This is a genomic window from Cellulosimicrobium sp. GQ32 (assembly GCF_059758455.1).
Genome location: NZ_JCAXEP010000003.1, coordinates 419,194 through 437,513, shown reverse-complemented (window position 1 = coordinate 437,513; position 18,320 = coordinate 419,194). Strand labels below are relative to the sequence as shown.

Annotated in this window: 19 protein-coding genes and 1 tRNA gene; 8 read left to right on the top strand and 12 right to left on the bottom strand. The window is 74.6% G+C overall.

All coding sequences use genetic code 11. The annotated features are described in order from the left end of the window. Positions 1-133 precede the first annotated feature (133 nt). The gene (locus AC6CH9_RS08090; RefSeq protein WP_498154440.1) at positions 134-1,381 is read left to right on the top strand and encodes a UDP-N-acetylmuramate dehydrogenase; all 1,248 of its coding nucleotides are present in this window, start codon (positions 134-136) and stop codon (positions 1,379-1,381) included. An 80-nt stretch (positions 1,382-1,461) separates the two neighbouring features. Here the strand turns inward: AC6CH9_RS08090 and AC6CH9_RS08085 are convergent, their stop codons facing one another. The 3 genes from AC6CH9_RS08085 to AC6CH9_RS08075 all read right to left on the bottom strand — a co-directional run bounded on the left by AC6CH9_RS08085 (position 1,462) and on the right by AC6CH9_RS08075 (position 4,105). After that, a complete protein-coding gene (locus AC6CH9_RS08085; RefSeq protein WP_498154405.1) occupies positions 1,462-2,496 on the bottom strand; it encodes a L,D-transpeptidase family protein in 1,035 nt (344 codons plus the stop codon). 243 nt (positions 2,497-2,739) lie between these two features. Continuing rightward, positions 2,740-3,141, bottom strand: a complete 402-nt coding sequence (locus AC6CH9_RS08080) for a GntR family transcriptional regulator (RefSeq protein ID WP_498154404.1) — start codon at positions 3,139-3,141, stop codon at positions 2,740-2,742. Next, the gene (locus AC6CH9_RS08075) at positions 3,128-4,105 is read right to left on the bottom strand and encodes a hypothetical protein (protein ID WP_498154403.1); all 978 of its coding nucleotides are present in this window, start codon (positions 4,103-4,105) and stop codon (positions 3,128-3,130) included. The genes AC6CH9_RS08080 and AC6CH9_RS08075 overlap by 14 nt, the downstream gene beginning before the upstream one ends. A gap of 131 nt (positions 4,106-4,236) precedes the next feature. Between AC6CH9_RS08075 and AC6CH9_RS08070 the strand changes: the two genes are divergently transcribed. Then, positions 4,237-5,598, top strand: a complete 1,362-nt coding sequence (locus tag AC6CH9_RS08070) for a phosphotransferase family protein (RefSeq protein ID WP_498154402.1) — start codon at positions 4,237-4,239, stop codon at positions 5,596-5,598. A 64-nt stretch (positions 5,599-5,662) separates the two neighbouring features. Further along, positions 5,663-6,076, top strand: coding sequence for a hypothetical protein (locus AC6CH9_RS08065; protein WP_498154401.1), 414 nt, complete (start codon positions 5,663-5,665; stop codon positions 6,074-6,076). A 101-nt stretch (positions 6,077-6,177) separates the two neighbouring features. On the opposite strand, the gene AC6CH9_RS08060 is transcribed toward AC6CH9_RS08065, so the two are convergent. From AC6CH9_RS08060 to AC6CH9_RS08025, 8 genes are all read right to left on the bottom strand, one after another. Continuing rightward, a complete protein-coding gene (locus AC6CH9_RS08060; protein ID WP_498154400.1) occupies positions 6,178-6,846 on the bottom strand; it encodes a response regulator transcription factor in 669 nt (222 codons plus the stop codon). Further along, positions 6,843-8,537, bottom strand: coding sequence for a sensor histidine kinase (locus tag AC6CH9_RS08055; RefSeq protein ID WP_498154399.1), 1,695 nt, complete (start codon positions 8,535-8,537; stop codon positions 6,843-6,845). The genes AC6CH9_RS08060 and AC6CH9_RS08055 overlap by 4 nt, the downstream gene beginning before the upstream one ends. Then, positions 8,534-8,875 carry a hypothetical protein gene (locus AC6CH9_RS08050; RefSeq protein ID WP_498154398.1) on the bottom strand — a complete coding sequence of 114 codons (342 nt, stop codon included), beginning with the start codon at positions 8,873-8,875 and terminating at the stop codon, positions 8,534-8,536. The genes AC6CH9_RS08055 and AC6CH9_RS08050 overlap by 4 nt, the downstream gene beginning before the upstream one ends. 51 nt (positions 8,876-8,926) lie before the next feature. Further along, the gene (locus tag AC6CH9_RS08045) at positions 8,927-9,946 is read right to left on the bottom strand and encodes an adenosine deaminase (RefSeq protein ID WP_498154397.1); all 1,020 of its coding nucleotides are present in this window, start codon (positions 9,944-9,946) and stop codon (positions 8,927-8,929) included. A 98-nt stretch (positions 9,947-10,044) separates the two neighbouring features. Continuing rightward, positions 10,045-10,716 (bottom strand): response regulator, encoded by a 672-nt coding sequence (locus AC6CH9_RS08040; RefSeq protein WP_498154396.1) that lies wholly within the window; start codon positions 10,714-10,716, stop codon positions 10,045-10,047. Next, positions 10,713-12,032, bottom strand: a complete 1,320-nt coding sequence (locus tag AC6CH9_RS08035) for a sensor histidine kinase (RefSeq protein ID WP_498154395.1) — start codon at positions 12,030-12,032, stop codon at positions 10,713-10,715. Before AC6CH9_RS08035 ends, AC6CH9_RS08040 begins: the two co-directional genes overlap by 4 nt. Further along, on the bottom strand, positions 12,019-12,891 hold the full coding sequence (locus AC6CH9_RS08030; protein WP_375810081.1) for an ABC transporter permease: 873 nt from the start codon (positions 12,889-12,891) through the stop codon (positions 12,019-12,021). Before AC6CH9_RS08030 ends, AC6CH9_RS08035 begins: the two co-directional genes overlap by 14 nt. Continuing rightward, on the bottom strand, positions 12,888-13,904 hold the full coding sequence (locus AC6CH9_RS08025; RefSeq protein WP_498154394.1) for an ABC transporter ATP-binding protein: 1,017 nt from the start codon (positions 13,902-13,904) through the stop codon (positions 12,888-12,890). The genes AC6CH9_RS08030 and AC6CH9_RS08025 overlap by 4 nt, the downstream gene beginning before the upstream one ends. Positions 13,905-14,109: 205 nt before the next feature. Here AC6CH9_RS08025 and AC6CH9_RS08020 point away from each other — a divergent pair. The 5 genes from AC6CH9_RS08020 to rplA all read left to right on the top strand — a co-directional run bounded on the left by AC6CH9_RS08020 (position 14,110) and on the right by rplA (position 16,920). Continuing rightward, positions 14,110-14,182 (top strand) — tRNA-Trp (locus AC6CH9_RS08020). Between the two features lie 160 nt (positions 14,183-14,342). Next, complete coding sequence (gene secE, locus AC6CH9_RS08015; protein ID WP_052877722.1) at positions 14,343-14,570, top strand: preprotein translocase subunit SecE; 228 nt, start codon at positions 14,343-14,345, stop codon at positions 14,568-14,570. A 117-nt stretch (positions 14,571-14,687) separates the two neighbouring features. Then, entirely contained in the window at positions 14,688-15,503 is an 816-nt protein-coding gene (gene nusG / locus AC6CH9_RS08010) for a transcription termination/antitermination protein NusG (protein ID WP_498154393.1), read from the top strand. Positions 15,504-15,601: 98 nt separating this feature from the next. Continuing rightward, entirely contained in the window at positions 15,602-16,033 is a 432-nt protein-coding gene (gene rplK, locus AC6CH9_RS08005; RefSeq protein ID WP_047233799.1) for a 50S ribosomal protein L11, read from the top strand. 170 nt (positions 16,034-16,203) lie between these two features. Continuing rightward, the gene (rplA, locus tag AC6CH9_RS08000; RefSeq protein ID WP_034653773.1) at positions 16,204-16,920 is read left to right on the top strand and encodes a 50S ribosomal protein L1; all 717 of its coding nucleotides are present in this window, start codon (positions 16,204-16,206) and stop codon (positions 16,918-16,920) included. A gap of 99 nt (positions 16,921-17,019) precedes the next feature. Here rplA and AC6CH9_RS07995 read toward each other — a convergent pair whose 3' ends face one another. After that, complete coding sequence (locus tag AC6CH9_RS07995) at positions 17,020-18,297, bottom strand: glycosyl hydrolase family 18 protein (protein ID WP_498154392.1); 1,278 nt, start codon at positions 18,295-18,297, stop codon at positions 17,020-17,022. Positions 18,298-18,320 lie beyond the last annotated feature (23 nt).

Here is an 18,320-nt window from a genome sequence, read left to right as displayed (position 1 = left end):
ACGCGCCGACGCCCCGCGCCCCGACCCCGGGGCCCGAGTCCGACCGCGCGAACGTCGGCGGCGGCGAGCCCGGGCTGGGGCGAACTACGCTGGGGCGGTGACGTGCGAACCCGCTGCCCCCGTCGACCGTGACCTGCCCGAGATCGTCCGGACCGCCCCGGGCCTGCGCCCGGACGCCGTCGGCGCGCCGTCCCTGGCAGAGCTGACGACGCTGCGCGTGGGCGGCCCCGCGGACCGGTACGTCGAGGCGCACAGCGAGGCCGAGCTCGTCGACACCGTGCGCGCGGCGGACGAGGTCGGCGAGCCGCTGCTCGTGATCGGTGGCGGGTCGAACCTGCTCGTCGGGGACGAGGGCTTCGGTGGCGTCGTCGTGCGCGACCTGCGGCGCGGGATCACGGTGGACGCCGAGGACTCGTGCGGCGGCGCGAGCTTCCACGCACCGGCCGGGCAGGACTGGGACGAGCTCGTGGCGCGCGCGGTCGCGGAGGAGTGGGTGGGCGTCGAGGCGCTCTCCGGCATCCCCGGCACGGTCGGAGCCGCGCCCGTCCAGAACATCGGCGCGTACGGGCAGGAGGTCGCGGGCGTGATCTCGACCGTGCGCGTCTGGGACCGTCGGCGGTCGCGCGTGCGCACGCTCGCGCTGGGCGAGCTCGCGTTCGGGTACCGCACGTCTTTGCTCAAGCGCAGCATGCACGCCGGAGCGGGCGAGCCGAGCGGTGAGACGGACGGCCCGTGGTACCCGTCGCCGCGCTACGTCGTGCTCGACGTCGGCTTCCAGTCCCGTCTCGGCTCGCTGTCCGCCCCGGTCGGCTACCCGGAGCTCGCCCGGACGCTCGGCGTGCAGGTCGGTGACCGGGCACCGAGCGCGGACGTGCGTGACGCCGTCCTCGCGCTCCGGGCCGGCAAGGGCATGCTGCTCGACGGCGTCGGCCCGGGCGTCGCGCCCGTGGCGACGGGGGACGCCGCGCCGGGGGAGACGGGACCGGACCACGACCGCTGGAGCGCCGGGTCGTTCTTCACGAACCCCGTCGTCCCGGCCGACCAGGCCGACCTGCTCCCGGCGCAGGCCCCGCGCTACCCGGTGCGCTCCGCGACGCCGTCCCGCACGACCGGCCCGAGCCTGGGCGAGATCGACCCGACGCTCGTCAAGACGTCCGCGGCATGGCTCATCGAGCACGCGGGCTTCACCAAGGGCTTCGGTGTCCACGGCCCCTCAAGCCTTGCGCGGCTGTCGACCAAGCACACCCTGGCGCTCACCAACCGGGGCGGGGCGAGCGCGGAGGACCTGGTGGAGCTCGCGCGCGCGGTCCGCGACGGAGTCCTCGACGCGTTCGGTGTCGAGCTCGTCCCCGAGCCGGTCCTCGTCGGCGTCTCCCTCTGACGACCCACCGGTTGTGGGCATGGAATGGGCCCGGTTCCAGCCTCGGAACCGGGCCCATCCCATGCCCACAACCCGTGGGGTCAGTAGACGAGGACCGTCGTGCCCGGGTCGGCGTGCCAGGAGTCCCAGAGCCAGTTCATCGCGGAGTTCGCGACGCGCACGCAGCCGTGGGACGCGGGCCACGGCGGGATCGAGCCCGAGCCGTGCACCGCGATGCCGCCCGTGAAGAACTTGGGACGCCACATGTCGCCGAGCTCGAGGCTCGACGAGTGGTTGCCGTCGACCTGCCGGCCCACGTGGAAATCGCCGCGCGGCGTGCTGGCGCGGTAGGTGCGGCCCTTCGCCTCGTACGACTCCCCGTTGCCCGACGACGCGTTGATCACCGTGACGACCCGGCCGTCCTCGACCGCGAGCAGGAGCTGGCGGTCCAGGTCGATCTCGATGACCTTGCCCGACCCGCTGCGCGGCTGCGGGGTGACGCCCTCGTCGAGCGCAGCCTGCGTCGCGGGGCCCACGACGCCGTCGCGAGAGAGCCCCGCGGCCTTCTGGAGAGCCCACACGGCCTGCTGCGTCCCGCCGCCGAAGTCGCCGTCGGGCGCGCCGATGAAGTAGCCGAGGTCGGCGAGGCGCTGCTGGAGCGCGACGACGCGCTCGCCGGTCGCGCCGCGTGCCAGCTCGACGGGCGCGGGCGGCGGCTCGGGGGTCGGCTCCGGCGCGGGCGGGGGCGTGCTCGGCGCGGGCGCCTCGGTCGGCGCCGGGTCCGGGGTCGGCTCGGGCTCCGGCGTCTCGGCCGGCTCCGGAGCGGTCTCCGTCGGGCTGGGGCTGGGGCTCGGGCTCACGGGCTCCGTCGTCGCGGGTCCGTCCGCGGTGGCCGACGGCGTCCGGCCCGGCTCGAGGTCGGGAAGCCCGGCGTGGCAGCCCGCGAGCACGAGCGTCGCGACCAGCACGGTCACGGCGGCGCGCGCCGCTGCCCGCGCACCGCGACGGTGCCCGTCCTGACCCGGCGGCCGGGCCGCCGCGGTGCCGCCCGACGCGCTCGCGCTCGTCGCTCCGGTCGCGTACGTCCCCGTCGTCGCGCGAGTCCGCGCACCGGTCCCCGTAGCCGCGTCCTTCACCTGTTCCCCCTTCGCACCTCCGCGGCCTCCGCCGCGGAGACCATCATGCGCCCCGACCTGGCCGCGGAGGGCCCGGGTCGGCGCCTGTCGACGGATCGTGACCCGGTCGTGACACGACCGCACCCCCTCGTCACCTCGTCGTCGGTCAGGACGCTCCGCCCCCACGGAGCGGTGCGCACCGGGGCGCCAGCACGGTCACGACCCGGGCGCCGGCTGCGAGCCCCGGTCGCGCGGACGCGGTCCTCAGTGCGGGGCCGGACCGGTACCCGGCGGCTCGTCGAGCAGCGCCCCGCGCACGACGTCGAGGATCTCGTCGTCGGACAGCCCTGCCTCACGGCCGGCGCGGACCAGCTCGTGCGCCGCGTGGCGCGCGGCGACGTCGGTGGGGGAGACGCCGTCGGACACGACGGTCCCGGCACGGCGCCGCGTCGTGACGACGCCGGCCGCCTCGAGCTCGCGGTACGCGCGGGCCACGGTCCCGGGCGCGAGCCCGAGGTCGGTGGCGAGGGCGCGGATCGTCGGGAGCCGGTCTCCGACGCGGAGGCGCCCCGCGGCGACGTGCGCGACGACCTGGCGCCGGATCTGCTCGTACGGCGCGAGACCCGACCCCAGGTCGATCTCGACACGTAGCTCAGCCGGCGGCATGGCCGCGTCCCGCCGCGGTCGGCGCGCCCGCGTGCTCGTCCGCCCAGGCGTCAGGGTCCGGGGCGGGCCGCACGACGACCGCGATCGCCGCCAGCGCCAGACAGACCGCGACGACCACCAGGACGACCGCCCCCGGGTAGCCCGCCCGCGCCGCGGCGTTCGCGCCGACGCCGAGCATCCCCGCAGCCGTCAGCCCGAGCGCGAGCTGCGCGCCCCGCAGGACGCGGTGCGCAGAGGCGCGGCGCAGGGCGACGTCCCACGCCTCGTCGACCTGCGCGACCGCCGGGCGGCGCGCGACGAGGCGCAGCACGCCCTCGGCACCCGCGACCACCAGCACGGCCGCGAGCGCGAGCCACACGCCGTAGAACGCGCCGGGGTAGGGGCTCGCGGTCGAGGTCGAGGCGCCCGCGACGCGCGTCACCGACCGGCCGTCGTCGCCCGCCGTGAGCGCGCCGACCACCGCGAGCAGCACGACGAGCACCCCGAGCGACCAGGCGAGGCGACGCAGACCCCGGGGTGCGACGTCGTCGACGGTCCGCGGCCGCAGCGTGGCCGCGCGGACCGCGGTCCGCTGGCGCGGCCAGGTCCGCTCGCCGACGGCGTGCGCGCCGAGGAACGTGAGCCCGACGACCGCGGGGGAGAGCCCCACGAGCACGCCCTCGGCGAGACCGTCGACGGCGCTCGCGGCGGCCTGGGCGACGACCACGCCGACGAGGAGCGCCGCCACCACCGCGGCAGCGCTCACGGTCGTCGCGTGCCGCCGGGCGGCGCGGCGCACGGGGTCCTCCTGGGCGAGCCCGTGGAGCGAGGGCTCGGGCGCGCGCGTCGCCGCCCGGACGACCAGCACGACGGCGACGCCGAGCCCCACGAGCACGGCCAGCACGGCAGCGCTCCACAGCAGGTCGTAGCCCGCCGGGAGGAAGAGGTCGACGCCCTGCGGCTCCTCGGGCGAATTTTGTATCAACACATCAGTACATTCCCACGGCGACCCGGGTCGGTCAAGACCGCCGGGCGCCGCGCCGTCCGGCGCCGCGCATGAGAGGTCTCTCATGCACGTCTCACGGCCGACCCACGCGCCTACGGTGCGCTGGGCTCATGACGCTCGCCCCTCCCGCGCCCGACCAGCGCGCCTGGCTCGACCTGCTCACCGCCCCCGAGGCGGGGGAGCTGCTGGCCGTGGCGCTCGGCGCCGACGGCGCGAGCCTCGACACGTGGCGCGTCCACCAGGTGCACGCACGTCCCGGCGCGGAGGTCACCGTCGGGTACGACGTCGTCGCGCGCCGGGCGCTCGCTGCACGCCCGGACTCGGCGGCCGCCACGGTCGACGCCGCCGAGTACCTGCTCGCGACGACGGCGCCCCTCTCCCCGGACGCGGCCGGACCCGGCGTGGTCCGCCTCGCGGACGGGCCGCGCGTCGTGCACGTGTGGCGGCACCCCGCCGACCCGATGCTGCCCGGCCTCGCGGCGGCGTGCGACGCGGGCGAGCTCACGCGCCGGCTCGCGGTCTCGGGTGCGCTCGTGCCAGGCGAGGCCGTCGAGTCGGTGACGATGGTCGCCTACCGCCCCCTGCGGCGCGCGGTGCTGCGCGCGCGGACGTCCTCGCGCACGGTCTACGTCAAGGTGGTCCGGCCGGACCGGGCGCGCGCGCTCGTCCGTCGGCACGACCTCTTCCGGTCCACCACCGTGAGCGCCCCGCGCTGCCTCGCGTGGGACGACGACGGCGTGGTCGTCCTCGAGGAGGCGCGCGGCCCGTCGCTCGCGCAGCACCTCGCGGCGCTCGGCCCGGACGACCAGCCCGGCGCGATCGACCCGCGCGAGCTCCTCCGCGCGCTCGACGCCCTCCCGGCGCGCGCGACGACCCTGCGCCGCCGCCCGGCATGGGCAGAGCGCGTCGAGCACTACGCGGCGTCGGCGCTCGCGGTGCACGGGCTCGACGCCGACCGGGTGGACCGCGTCGCGCGCGGGGTCCGGACGGCCGTCGCGTCGCACGACCCCGGGCCGGTCGTCGCGACCCACGGCGACTTCTACGAGGCGAACGTCCGCCTCGACGTCCCGCCGGCACCCGGCGACCCGGCCTCGCGGGGACGAGCCCGCGTCGGCGCCCTGCTCGACGTCGACACGCTCGGCCCGGGGCACCGCGTGGACGACCTCGCGTGCCTCGTCGCGCACCTCGCCGTGCTCCCGACGCTCGCCCCCGCGACGTACGGCGGCGTGGGGGCGCTGGTCGACCGCTGCCTGGCCGTGTTCGACGAGCGCGTCGACCCCGCGGCGCTGCGGGCGCGCGCGGCAGGCGTCGTGCTGTCCCTCACGACGGGCGCGGTGTCGCGCGACCTCGCGGACGCGTGGCTGCGGGTCGCGGAGGGGCTGCTGGACGCGACCCCCGGGACGCTCGTCGACGATCTCGCCCCCGTTCCTGAGAGCACTCTCATCGGCGCCTCCTCGGCATCTCACGCGTGACCGAGAGGCTCGGGGCATGCGCGGCCGAGGGGTCGTGCGCACCATCGGACGAAGGAGAAGGATCATGAAGGCACGCAGCGCATGGATCGTCACCGGGGCGCTCGGCGCGGTCGGTCTCGGGGCCACGGTGGCCACCGCCCAGGGCGCGTTCGACGCCCCGCAGCCGGCGACCGTCTCGCCGTCGGTCCAGGTCAGCACGTCGAGCACGCCGACCAGCTCGCCGACCGATGCCCCCGCGACGTCCGCGACGCCCAGCCCGACCGACGTGCAGAACGGGACGTCGATCACGACGGTCACGGCGAACACCTCCGCCTCCCCGAACACCGCGGGCTCGGCGAACACGTCCGGCTCGGCCGTGACGAGCCAGACCCCGAACACGCCGAACACCCCGCCGACGGCGAACACGGCGAACACGCCGCAGACGCCGAACACCCCGCCCAGCCCGGTCACGCCGCCGTCGCCGCAGTCGGCCGACTGACCTCGGCGCCCGACGGATCGACCGGACCGCGCGAACGCCCGAACCCGGGTCTGCGGGTCACGAGGAGCCACCTCGCGACCTGCAGGCCCGGGTTCGGCGCGTCAGCGGGTGGCGTCAGCCAGGCGATAGCCCATGCCGCGCACGGTGACGAAGTGCTCGGCCCCCAGCTTGTTGCGCAGGTAGCGCACGTACACGTCGACGACGTTCGAGCCGGGGTCGAAGTCGTACCCCCACACGCGCGACAGGAGCTGCTCGCGGCTGAGCACCTGGCCCGGGTTGCGCAGGAAGGCCTCGGCGAGGGCGAACTCGCGCGCGGAGAGGTCGACCTCGCGGTCGGCGGTGCGTGCGCGGCGCGTGCGCAGGTCGAGGCTCAGGGCGCCGTGCGTGAGCACCGTGACCTCGCCCGCGGGTTCGGTACGCAGGCGCAGCCGGATGCGCGCGAGCAGCTCCTCGAACCGGAACGGCTTGGCCATGTAGTCGTCCGCGCCGCCCTCGAGCCCGGCGACGGTGTCCGTGACCGACGTGCGCGCGGTGAGGATGATGACGGGGATCGGGTTGCCCGTCTCCCGCAGGCGGCGCAGGACGGTGAACCCGTCCTGGTCGGGCAGACCCAGGTCGAGCACGAGCAGCGCGAAGTCGCCGGTGCTGGCGAGGTCGAACGCCTCCCGCCCCGTCCCGACGGTCGTGCTGGCGTAGCCCGCGGAGCGCAGGCCCTTCGCCACGAACGACGCGATGCGGGTCTCGTCCTCCGCGACGAGGATCTGGCTCACCGGGTGGTCCTTCCGTCGGGGGCGGGGTGCGCGGGTGGGTGCTGGTCGTCCGGCCCGACGGCGTGCGGCGCGCCCGGCGCGGGCCCGGAGGCCGACGGGGGCAGGGAGGGGGTGGCGGCCGACGGCGCGCTCGGCACGGTCGGCGCAGCGAGCGCACCCGGTGCCTGCACGTGCCGCCCGTCGAGCGCGGGAGCGTGCGGGCCGACGGCGTCCGCACGCCCCTGGGAGGACGGGCCCGCGGCCGGGACGAGCGGGAGGTCGAGCGTGAACGTCGACCCGACGCCCGGCGTCGACGCGACGAGCACCCGGCCACCGTGCCCCTCGGCGATCGCCGCGACGATCGCGAGCCCCAGCCCCGCGCCCTCCGGGTGGGTCGCGCCGGGCGTGGTGGCCTGGGCGAAGCGCTCGAAGATCCGCTCCTGCTGCTCGGGCGCGATCCCGACGCCCTCGTCGCGGACCCACACGCGCACGCGCGCGCCGTCGTCGGACACCGCCGAGCCGAGCGCGACGACCGAGCCGGGCGCCGAGAACTTCACCGCGTTCGCCGCGAGCTGGAGGAGCGCCTGGGTGAGGCGCTGACCGTCCGCGAGGAGCGCGACGTCGGCGCGCGCGTCGACGAGCCAACGGCGGTCGCCGAGCGTGCGGACCTTGTCGTGCACGTCGTCGAGGAGGCGACCGAGGTCGGTGTCGCCGGGGCGGACGAAGTCGGGCCGGCCGGCGGTCGCGAGCGTCACGAGGTCGTCCACGAGGCGGTTCATGCGGTCGAGCTCGTCGAGCGCGAGGTCGCGCGTCTCGGCCGCGTCGGCGGCGTCGCGCGGGTCCATGAGCTCGAGGTGCCCACGCACCACGGTGAGCGGAGTGCGCAGCTCGTGCCCGACGTCGTCGATGAGGCGCCGCTGCGACTCGAACGACCCCTCGAGCCGGTCGAGCATGCCGTTCACGGTGCGTGACAGGTCCGAGAGGTCGTCGTTGCCGGTCACGGGGATGCGGGCGGACAGGTCCGTCTCGCCGATGCGCTGCGCGGTCCGCGAGAGCGTCCGGATCGGCTCGAGCAGGCGCCCCGCGACGACCCAGCCCACGACGCCGATGAGCACGAGCGCGCCGAGCGCGACGACGGCGTAGGTCCGGAAGACCTGCGCGAACTCGGCGTGCTCGGCCGAGCGGTCGTAGGCGAGCACGAGCGCCGCGGGCGCCTGGCCGGGCGACGTCCCCACCCCGCCGATCGCCTGGACGGGGGCGACGAGGGCGCGATAGTCGGCCGTCGCGGTCCGCGGGGAGCGCAGCACGACGTCGTCTCCCGCGACGAGCGGCGCGAGCGCGGCGACGAGCTCCGGGTCGTCCTCGAGCCGCAGCCGCACGTCCTGCTGCGAGACGAGCGGCGTGCGACCCTCGCGGAGCCCGAGGATGCCCTCGTTGTGCGCGGGCACCGTGAGCTGGATCGAGGCGACGACGACGTCCTCGGCGGACGTGAACGGCTCGCCGGTGACCGGGTTGACGCCCGAGGCCGCGAGCGTCTCGAGCTCGTTGGCACTCCGGGTGAGGCTCTCGTCGATGCGCGCGTCGATCTGCCCGCGCTGGAGGAACCAGGCGGCGCCGCCCGCGAGCAGCAGCGCCAGGGCAGAGAGGCCGAGGAACGCCGCGAGCATGCGGGTGCGGACGGTCAGGCCGGCGCGGCGCGTCCCGGTGCTCATCCGTCGCCCTGGTCGGAGCCGCTGCGGTCGTCCCCGTCGTCGTCGGACCCGCCGTCGTCGCCCGACCCGTCGTCGTGGTCGTCGTCGTCGCTCGACGGCGGGGCGGGCGTCACACGGTCGTCGTCGTCATCGTCGTCGTCATCGTCGTCGTCCGGCGAGGTGGACGGTGACGGGTCGCCGGTGGTCGTCGGGGCGGGGGTCGTGGGCGCGGGCGTCACGATCACCGCGCCTCCGACCTCGCGGTCCTGCGGGCGCGAGGCCAGCGCGCCGGCGGCAGCCGCGCCCCCGAGCACGAGCACGAGCGCCCCCACGAGCCACGCGACGGTCCGACGAGTCATGGGCCCAGTATCCGAGAGCAGGATGAGACGCACATGAGAAGGCGGCGGCCGTCAGCCCCCCGCGAGCCAGTCGTCGACGCCGGTCAGCAGACGCTGCTTCGTGCCGCTCGACGCCCGGCTCGCCCGGATCGACGACCGGGCGAGCGCGGCCAGCTCGTCGTCGGAGAACCCGTGCTCGTGGCGCGCCGTCTCGTACTGCGCGACGAGCCGCGAGCCGAAGAGCAGGGGGTCGTCCGCGCCGAGCGCGACGCGGGCACCGGCGTCGACGAGCGCCCCGAGGGGGACCTGCCCGGCGTCCTCGTAGACCCCGAGGGAGACGTTGGACGCGGGGCAGACCTCGAGCGCGATCCCGCGGTCCACGACGTCGTCCAGCACGTGCCGGTCCTCCGCCGACCGCACGCCGTGGCCGAGGCGGTCCGGGACGAGCTCGCGCACCACCTCGTGCACGTGCGCCGGCCCCAGCAGCTCGCCCCCGTGCGGCACGGACGCGAGCCCTGCCCGCCGCGCGATGGCGAACGCGCGCGCGAACTCCGCCGTGTCCCCGCGGCGCTCGTCGTTGCTCAGGCCGAACCCCACGACCTCGCCCGCGCCCTCGCCCGCGTACTGCGCCGCGAGGCGCGCGAGCGTGCGCGCGTCCAGCGGGTGCCGCATGCGCGACGCCGCGACGACCACCGCGACCTCCGTCCCCGTCGCGGCGCTCGCGGACCGTGCCGCGTCGAGCACGATCTCCACGGCCGGGGTGATGCCGCCGACGAACGGCGCGTACGACGTCGGGTCCACCTGGATCTCGAGCCGGCCCGACCCTTCCGCGGCGTCGTCCTGCGCGGCCTCCAGCACGATGCGGCGCATGTCGGCCTCGGAGCGCACGCACGCGCGCGCGGCGTCGTACAAGCGCTGGAACCGGAACCAGCCCCGCTCCGTCGGCGGCAGCCGCAGCGGGTCGCCGTCCACGAGCGCGTGGGGGAGCCGCACGCCGTACTGCGCGGCGAGGTCGCGCAGCGTCTCGGGGCGCATCGACCCGGTGAAGTGCAGGTGCAGGTGGGCCTTGGGAAGCGTCGCCAGGTCTCGCACACGGGGAGTCTGTCACGCGGACCCGGCCCGCGCGTCGCGCACGGGGCCGGGTCCCGAGGGCGGCCGCCCCCGCACAGGCCCGTCACCCCGGACGCCGGTCAGGTCCCGGTGAGGAACCCGCGTCGCATGGCGACCGTGACCGCGGCGGTCCGGTCGTCCACGCCGAGCTTGGCGAACGCGCGGAGCAGGTGGGTCTTCACCGTCGCCTCCGTGATGAACAGCTCGCTCCCGACGGCCGCGTTCGACAGCCCGCGCGCGACGAGGCGCAGCACCTCGGTCTCCCGGTCCGTGAGCCGGTCCGCGCCGCGGACCGACGTGACCAGGCGGGTCGCGACGCTCGGCGCGAGCACGGTCTGCCCGCGCGCCGCGGCGCGCACCCCCGCGACGAGCTCGTCGCGCGGCGTGTCCTTGAGCAGGTAGCCGGTCGCCCCGGCCTCGACCGCGCGCAGGATGTCCGCGTCGGTCTCGTACGTCGTGAGCACGACGACGCGCGGGTGGCCCGCCGCGCCGCCGCGCCCCGCGCCCCGGCCCGGCGCACCGACGATGGCGGCCGTCGCGCCGACGCCGTCGAGCACGGGCATGCGCAGGTCCATGAGCACGACGTCGGGCGCCAGCTCGCCCGCGAGCGCGACCGCCTGCTCGCCGTCACCCGCCTCGCCCACGACCTCCAGGTCGGGCTCGGCGGCCAGCATGCCGATGATGCCCGAGCGCACGACCGGGTGGTCGTCCACGACGAGCAACCGGACGACGCCGTTCCCGGGCGCGCTCATCGGGCGTCTCCCGCCCGCGTCGTCGCGCGCGCGCCCGTGGTCGGTCCGTCCGGCGACGCACCGGCGGGCAGGCGGACCACGACGCGCGTGCCGCCGCCGGGGGCCGGACCCACCTCGAGGCTCCCGCCCTCCGCGGCCACGCGCTCCCGCATGCCCCGCAGGCCGTACCCCTCGGTGAAGCCGGACGCGTCGGCAGGCAGGCCGCGCCCGTCGTCGGTCACCTCGAGCACCGTCCCCGCCCGGTCCTGCCGGAGGTCGACGCGCACGGCCGACGCGTCCGCGTGGCGGCGGACGTTCGTGAGCGCCTCCTGGGCGGACCGCAGGAGGACGACGTCGTCGGCGCTCGACAGTCGCAGGGCCCCCGGCGCCGTGAGCTCGACGCGCGTCCCGGTCTCCTCCGCGAACCGGTCCGCGAGCCGGCTCAGCGCCTCGCCGAGCGTGCCGCCCTGGAGCGGGGCGGGGGCGGAGGCGGCGACGAGGGCGCGGGCCTCCGCGAGGTTGTCGCGCGCCGTCGACTCCACGAGGGCCAGGCGTTCGCGCGCCGCGTCCGGGGCGTCCCGGTCGAGGTCGGCGCTCGCGGCCTGGGCGAGCATCACGACGCTCGTGAACCCCTGGGCGAGCGTGTCGTGGATCTCCTGGGCGACGCGCTCGCGCTCGGCGAGCACCCCCGCCTCGTGCGAGGCCCGACCGAGCTCGGCCTGCGTGGCGCGCAGCTCGTCGACGAGCCGCGCGTGGCGCTCCGCCTGGCGCATCGTGTGGGCCGTCCACAGACCGAGGCTCAGCGCGAACGCGAGCGCGACGCCCATCTGCGGTGCCGAGCTCGCGAGCTCGTCGGGCTCGACCCGACCCGTCGCCGGGTCGAACGCGAGCGCGAGCGCGGTGCCTGCGGCGAGCGCGACGCACAGCACCACCTGGGCCCACAGGTGCTCCGACAGCATCCAGATCTGCGTGAACACGGCGAACAGGAGGAGCGTGCCGAGCGCGTCCTGCCCGACGACGACCAGCGTGCACGCGACCGCGACGACGAGGTACGCGTGCGCCGTCACCTGGTCCCGTGTCCGCGCGGCCCGTCGTCCCCAGCCGAGGTACCCGACGAGGATCACGGCGACCGCCGCGAGCGAGACCGCGAGCGACGGTCCGCGGACCCCTGCCGTGAGCAGCGCGAGCGCGCTGAGCACGACGATGACGTAGAACGCCACGTCCCACCAGCGCACGTCGCGGGCCCAGGTGCCGTCGAGCTGGGCGGTCGCGGCGTCGGCGGCGTCGACCACCCCCGCGACCGCCCCGCCCGGCGACGGCGTCTCAGCCGTCGTCACGGCGCCGCCACCGGAACGAGCGTGCACCGACCACGAGCCCCACGACCAGCCATGCGACCAGTACAGCAGCGGTCGCGCCGTGCTGCCACGACCCCGACGGCTCGAGCGCCGCCGCCTGCTCGGGGAGGAACACCGAGCGCATGCCCTGCGCCATCCACTTGAGGGGGAACAGCGACGCGACGGTCTGCATCCAGGACGGCAGCGCGAAGAACGCGAAGAACACACCGGAGATGAACTGGAGCACGAGCACGACGGGCGTGACGACCGCCGTCGCGGACTTGCCGGACCGCGGCAGCGACGAGAACGCCACGCCGCACACCGCGCCGGTGGCGCACCCGAGCACGAACACCCACGCGAACGTCGCGAGGCGCGCGCCGCCGTCGGGCATCTCCCACGGCATGGGGACGTCGTAGACCGTCGCGGCGAGCGCGAGGAGCAGACCGGTCTGCACGACCGACGTCAGCAGGACGAGCCCGATCTTGCCGTAGAAGTACGCGGACGGCGGCAGCGGGGTGGAGCGCAGGCGCTTGAGCGAGCCGTCGTCGCGCTCGACCGCGATCGAGATCGCGAGGGACTGGAAGCTCGTGAGCATGACGCCGGTCGCAATCATGCCGGGAAGGAAGTACTGCGCGAACGGCACGGAGTAGGCGGCCGTGCCCTGGTCCTGCCCGTCGAACACCGTCGCGAAGATCGCGAGCATGATGAGCGGGTACGTGAAGATGAAGATCACGGCGTCGCGCTCGCGGAAGAACGCGCGCAGCTCGGCGCGGGTGCGCTCGATCCCCAGCCGGCCGGCGCCGGGAAGGGCCGCGGCGCGGGGCGGTCGCGTCGTCCGGGCAGCGGTCGGGGCGGTGGTCACGGTCGGGCCTCCTCGGGGACGACGGCGGTCGTGCCGTCGGGCGTGTGATCCTCGGCGGGCGCGTCGAGGGAACCGGGTGCGGTCGTGGGGGCAGGCGCGGCGCCGGGCGCCGTGGCCGGCTCGCCGATGAGCTCGAGGTAGACGTCCTCCAGGCTCGGGCGGGTGACCGCGAGGCCAGGGACCTCGCCGTCGGGTCCCGCGTACCGCGCGGCGAGGGCCGCGACGAGAGCGGTGGGGGAGTCGGTGCGCTCCGACCGCCAGGCGCCGTCGTCGAGCCAACGGACCTCCGGACGGCGCGCGTCCGGGCCGCCGAGGCGGTCGGGCGCGTCGAGAGCGACGACCCGGCCCGCACGCACGACGGCGGCACGGTCGGCCAGGTGCGCGGCCTCGTCCAGGTAGTGCGTCGTGAGCAGGATCGTCGTGCCGTCCTCGCGCAGCGAGCGGACCAGCGCCCAGAACGCGCGGCGCGCCTGCGGGTCGAACCCGGTCGTCGGCTCGTCGAGGAACAGCAGCTCCGGGCGCCCCACGATGCCGAGCGCGACGTCCAGCCGCCGCCGCTGGCCGCCGGAGAGCTGGCGCGTGCGGGTCCGGGCCTTCTCCCGCAGCCCGACGGCGTCGATCACCTCGTCGGGGTCGCGCGACGCCGGGTAGAACGTCGCGAAGTGGCGGACGATCTCCGCGACCGTGAGCTCGGCCTGGTCGCGCGAGTCCTGGAGCACGACCCCGATGCGCGAGCGCCACGCGCGGCCCGCGGTCTGCGGGTCCTCGCCGAGCACGCGGACCTCGCCGGCGTCGCGCCGCCGGAAGCCCTCGAGGATCTCGACGGTCGTCGTCTTGCCGGCACCGTTGGGCCCGAGGACGGCGAAGATCTCGCCGCGCTCGACCCGCAGGTCGATGCCGTCGACGGCCTGCTTGGCGCCGTAGCGCTTGCGCAGGCCGCGCACGTCCACGGCCGGGCCGCTCGACCCGGGACCGGCGGTGCGGGAGCCGGTGGGGAGGGGTGTCGTCGTCATGGGACCAGCCTGTCGGCGGGGTCCCGTCGCCCGCGACGGCCGTTCGTCCGGACCTCGTGTCCACCGTTCGGTGGACGGCGGTTCGACCAGGGGCCTTGCGTCGCGTACAGTGATCCCTCGGTGGTTGACGCCCGCCACGCTGGTCCGCGCCCGTGAGACGTGTTTCGTCTCGGGGTCGGGGCTCGTACGGCGTCGTCGAGCACGAAGGGTAGTGGCGCAATTGGTAGCGCAGCGGTCTCCAAAACCGCAGGTTGCAGGTTCGAGTCCTGTCTACCCTGCACGGCGTGGCTCTCGTGGGACCTTCCCCGGAACCGCGCGCGGCCCGGCACCGGGTCGCACCGAGGGTTCGAGCAGGTCCCGTACGTGAGCGATGGGGAAGAACGAGTGAGCGAATCGCCGTCAGAGGCCGTGGGTGCAGGCGGCGCACGCGCCGACGAGGTGAAGAAGAAGGGCGGTCCGTCCGCGGACAAGAAGCCCAACATCTTCGCGCGCATCGCCCTTTTCGTGCGCCAGGTGGTCGCCGAGCTCCGCAAGGTCGTCACGCCGACGCGCTCGGAGCTCATCACCTACACGACGGTGGTCCTGGTCTTCGTGGTCGTGGTCATGGCCTTCGTGACCGTGCTCGACCTCGGGATCGGCAAGGCCGTCATGTGGGTCTTCGGCTAGCGAGCGCACCTCCGCCCGGTCACGCCGGGCCTCATCACGGCAGCCGGCGCCCCTCGGGGCGCCGTCGGCGCTTCCAGAAGAAGTCATCGAGCAGTTCGTCAGAAAGCAGGTTCGTTCGTGTCCCAGGAGTCGCTGGACCAGACGGAGAACGTCGACCCGACGCAGCCCGAGGGTGCCCAGGACGACGTCGAGGAGACCACGGACGCCCCGGCGGTCGACGAGGCTGACGAGACGGTCGACGAGAACGCCTCGGAGGACGAGGCGGACGAGGACGCGTCGGACGACGAGGTGTCGGAGGACGACCGCCCGGTCGACGAGGACGGCGACGTCATCGAGGACCCGGTCGCGGAGTTCAAGCGCACGCTGCGCACGCAGCTCGGCGACTGGTACGTCATCCACTCGTACGCCGGCTACGAGAACCGTGTGAAGGCCAACCTGGAGAACCGCATCCAGAGCCTGAACATGGAGGACTACATCTTCCAGATCGAGGTCCCCATGGAGGAGGTGGCCGAGATCAAGAACGCGCAGAAGAAGATCGTCCGACGCGTGCGTATCCCCGGCTACGTCCTCGTCCGCATGGACCTCACCGACGAGTCGTGGGGCGCCGTGCGCCACACTCCCGGTGTCACCGGCTTCGTCGGCCACACCCACCAGCCCGTGCCGCTGACGCTCGACGAGGTCTTCTCGATGCTCGCGCCGATGCTTGCCCCCGCGCCGGAGCCCGGCAAGCCCGCCCAGGCCACCGCGAAGGCTCCCGTCGAGGTCGACTTCACGGTCGGCGAGTCGGTCACCGTCACGGACGGCCCGTTCGACACGCTGCCGGCCACGATCTCCGAGATCAACGTCGAGAACCAGAAGCTCAAGGTCCTCGTCTCCATCTTCGGCCGGGAGACCCCGGTCGAGCTGTCGTTCAACCAGGTCGCCAAGATCTGACGCGCCGCACGGCACCGGCCGTGCGCGCGTGAGCGCAGTACTGCAACCGGGTCATCGCCCACGGCGTCGGCCCACGAGAAGAAAGTCAGGGAAGAGTCATGCCTCCCAAGAAGAAGGTCTCCGGCCTCATCAAGCTCCAGATCCAGGCCGGTGCGGCGACGCCCGCCCCGCCGATCGGCCCCGCGCTCGGTCAGCACGGCGTCAACATCATGGAGTTCTGCAAGGCGTACAACGCGGCGACCGAGTCGCAGCGCGGCAACGTCATCCCCGTGGAGATCACGGTCTACGAGGACCGTTCGTTCACGTTCGTGACGAAGACCCCGCCGGCCGCGGAGCTCATCAAGAAGGCCGCGGGCGTGCAGAAGGGCTCGGCCACGCCGCACACCGTCAAGGTCGCGAAGATCACCGCCGACCAGGTGCGCGAGATCGCCCAGACCAAGCTCGAGGACCTCAACGCGAACGACCTCGACGCCGCGTCGAAGATCATCGCCGGCACGGCCCGCTCGATGGGCATCACCGTCGAGGGCTGAACAGCCCACGAATGACCTCGTCCTCGGCGCGCCGCACGGTCGCCCGGGGACGGACTGAGGCCGGCACGCACCGCGTGCCGGCCTCGGGCACGACGTCGATCCGCACCTCGCGGACGACGGTGGCAGGGTCCGCGCGGACCCGCAGACCACGACTGCAGAAGGAGAAGCAGATGGCAACGCGCAGCAAGGCGTACCGCAACGCCGAGGAGAAGATCGACCGCGAGCGTCTCTACGCGCCGCTCGAGGCGATCCGTCTCGCCAAGGAGACGTCGACCGTGAAGTACGACGCGACCGTCGAGGTCGCGTTCCGCCTCGGTGTCGACCCGCGCAAGGCGGACCAGATGGTCCGTGGCACGGTCAACCTGCCCCACGGCACGGGCAAGACGGCCCGGGTCATCGTCTTCGCGAACGCCGCGAAGGCGGAGGAGGCCCGTGCGGCCGGTGCCGACGAGGTCGGCGGCGACGACCTCATCGAGAAGGTCGCCGGTGGCTACACCGACTTCGACGCCGCCGTGGCGACGCCGGACCTCATGGGCAAGGTCGGTCGTCTGGGCAAGGTGCTGGGCCCCCGTGGTCTCATGCCGAACCCGAAGACCGGCACCGTGACGATGGACGTGGCGAAGGCCGTGTCCGACATCAAGGGCGGCAAGATCGAGTTCCGTGTCGACAAGCACGGCAACCTGCACTTCATCATCGGCAAGGTCTCGTTCGACGAGAAGGCGCTCGTGGAGAACTACGCGGCGGCCCTCGAAGAGGTCCTGCGTCTCAAGCCGTCGTCCTCGAAGGGCCGGTACATCACCAAGGCCACGCTGACGACGACGATGGGCCCCGGCATCCCGCTGGACCAGTCCAAGACGACGAAGCTGCTCGAGGACGACGCCGCCTGACGGCAGTCCTCCCGCGGGTGGTCCACACCCGCACCACGCACGACGGCGCGGCACCCTGGGAGGGTGCCGCGCCGTCGTCGTCTCAGGAGGAGGACCGGGTCAGCAGGCGCCGAGGTCCTTCCAGACGCCCCACTGCCCGCTCTGGGTCGGGTTCTCGTTCGTCGTCCACCACTTCGCCTCGTAGGTGTGGCCCTGGAGCGAGACGCGGTTGCCGCCCGTGTACACGGCCGAGGCGGACCACGCCGGGGCGGTGCAGGTGCCCGGGTCGGTGGGGTCCGTGGGGTCGGTTGGGTCCGTGGGGTCGGTGGGGTCGGTCGGCGTGGTCGGGCCGCTGGCGAGGCGCGAGCCGATGACGGACGCGACCTGGTAGCTGTTCGTCTTGTCCCAGTTGATCGACCAGGTCATGACCCCGCCGATCTTGCCGTACGGCTTCGCGGGCTTGAACGCGCCGCAGCCGGTGCCGACCTCGAGGCAGTCGACGGCCTTCACCACGTTGGCGAGCGGCTGGTACCCACCCCCGGCGGCCTTCTGGACGGCGGGCACGCCGATGCCGACCTGGTCGGTGCGCAGCCCCATCTCGAGCTGGATGCAGGTCAGTGCGGTGAGGAAGTCGACGGTGCCCTGCGAGTAGACCTGCTGGTTGCAGCCCATCATCGAGCCCGAGTTGTAGTACTGCGTGTTGACGATCGTGAGGATGTCCTTGATCGCCAGGGTGAGCTGGTAGTACCCCATGCTCGTCGCCTGGTAGTCGATCGTCTGCGGCGCCATGGTGAGGATGAGACTCGGGCCGGCCTTCGCGGAGAGCTGGTGCAGGGCGCTCGACATGTACGTCGCGTTGATGCCGTGCTCGAGGTCGATGTCGACGCCGTCGAAGCCGTACTCCTGCATGAGCCCGTAGGCGGTGTCCGCGAAGTTCTTGGCCTCCGTCGCGTTGGAGACGATGACGTTGCCCTTCTCACCGCCGACGGAGAGCACGACCTTGCGGCCCTGCGAGCGGATCGTCGCGACGTCGGCCTTGAACTGCGCCTCCGTGTAGCCGCCCAGCTCGGCGCTGGAGAGGTTGAACGTGATGCCGCCCGGCGTGCCGGTCAGGTTGTCGGCGAAGGCGATCGCGACGAGGTTGTACGCCTGCGGGATCTCCGAGAGGCGCATCGTCACCGAGCCGTTGTCGAAGTTGTGCCAGTAGCCGGTGAGCCACTGCGTGCTGCTCGCCGCCGCGGCGGCGGGTGCAGCGACGGCCGGCGCGGGCGTCGCGGTCGCGGGCGCGGCGGCGAGGGTGCCGCCGGCGGCGACGGTCGCGGCGGCGACGACGGTGGCCAGGGCGCGCAGCGCGCGCCCCGTGCGGCCGCGCGTGCGGCCGGAGAGGACTGTTCTCACGGAAGTGCTCCTCGTGCTCGGGC

Coding starts and splice junctions, on each gene's coding strand:
- AC6CH9_RS08055 (WP_498154399.1), bottom strand. CDS start 8,537: ATGAGCACCGGGACGCGCCGCGCCGGCCTGACCGTCCGCACCCGCATG.
- AC6CH9_RS08065 (WP_498154401.1), top strand. CDS start 5,663: ATGAAGGCACGCAGCGCATGGATCGTCACCGGGGCGCTCGGCGCGGTC.
- rplK (WP_047233799.1), top strand. CDS start 15,602: ATGCCTCCCAAGAAGAAGGTCTCCGGCCTCATCAAGCTCCAGATCCAG.
- AC6CH9_RS08080 (WP_498154404.1), bottom strand. CDS start 3,141: ATGCCGCCGGCTGAGCTACGTGTCGAGATCGACCTGGGGTCGGGTCTC.
- AC6CH9_RS08070 (WP_498154402.1), top strand. CDS start 4,237: ATGACGCTCGCCCCTCCCGCGCCCGACCAGCGCGCCTGGCTCGACCTG.
- AC6CH9_RS08050 (WP_498154398.1), bottom strand. CDS start 8,875: ATGACTCGTCGGACCGTCGCGTGGCTCGTGGGGGCGCTCGTGCTCGTG.
- AC6CH9_RS08040 (WP_498154396.1), bottom strand. CDS start 10,716: ATGAGCGCGCCCGGGAACGGCGTCGTCCGGTTGCTCGTCGTGGACGAC.
- AC6CH9_RS08025 (WP_498154394.1), bottom strand. CDS start 13,904: ATGACGACGACACCCCTCCCCACCGGCTCCCGCACCGCCGGTCCCGGG.
- rplA (WP_034653773.1), top strand. CDS start 16,204: ATGGCAACGCGCAGCAAGGCGTACCGCAACGCCGAGGAGAAGATCGAC.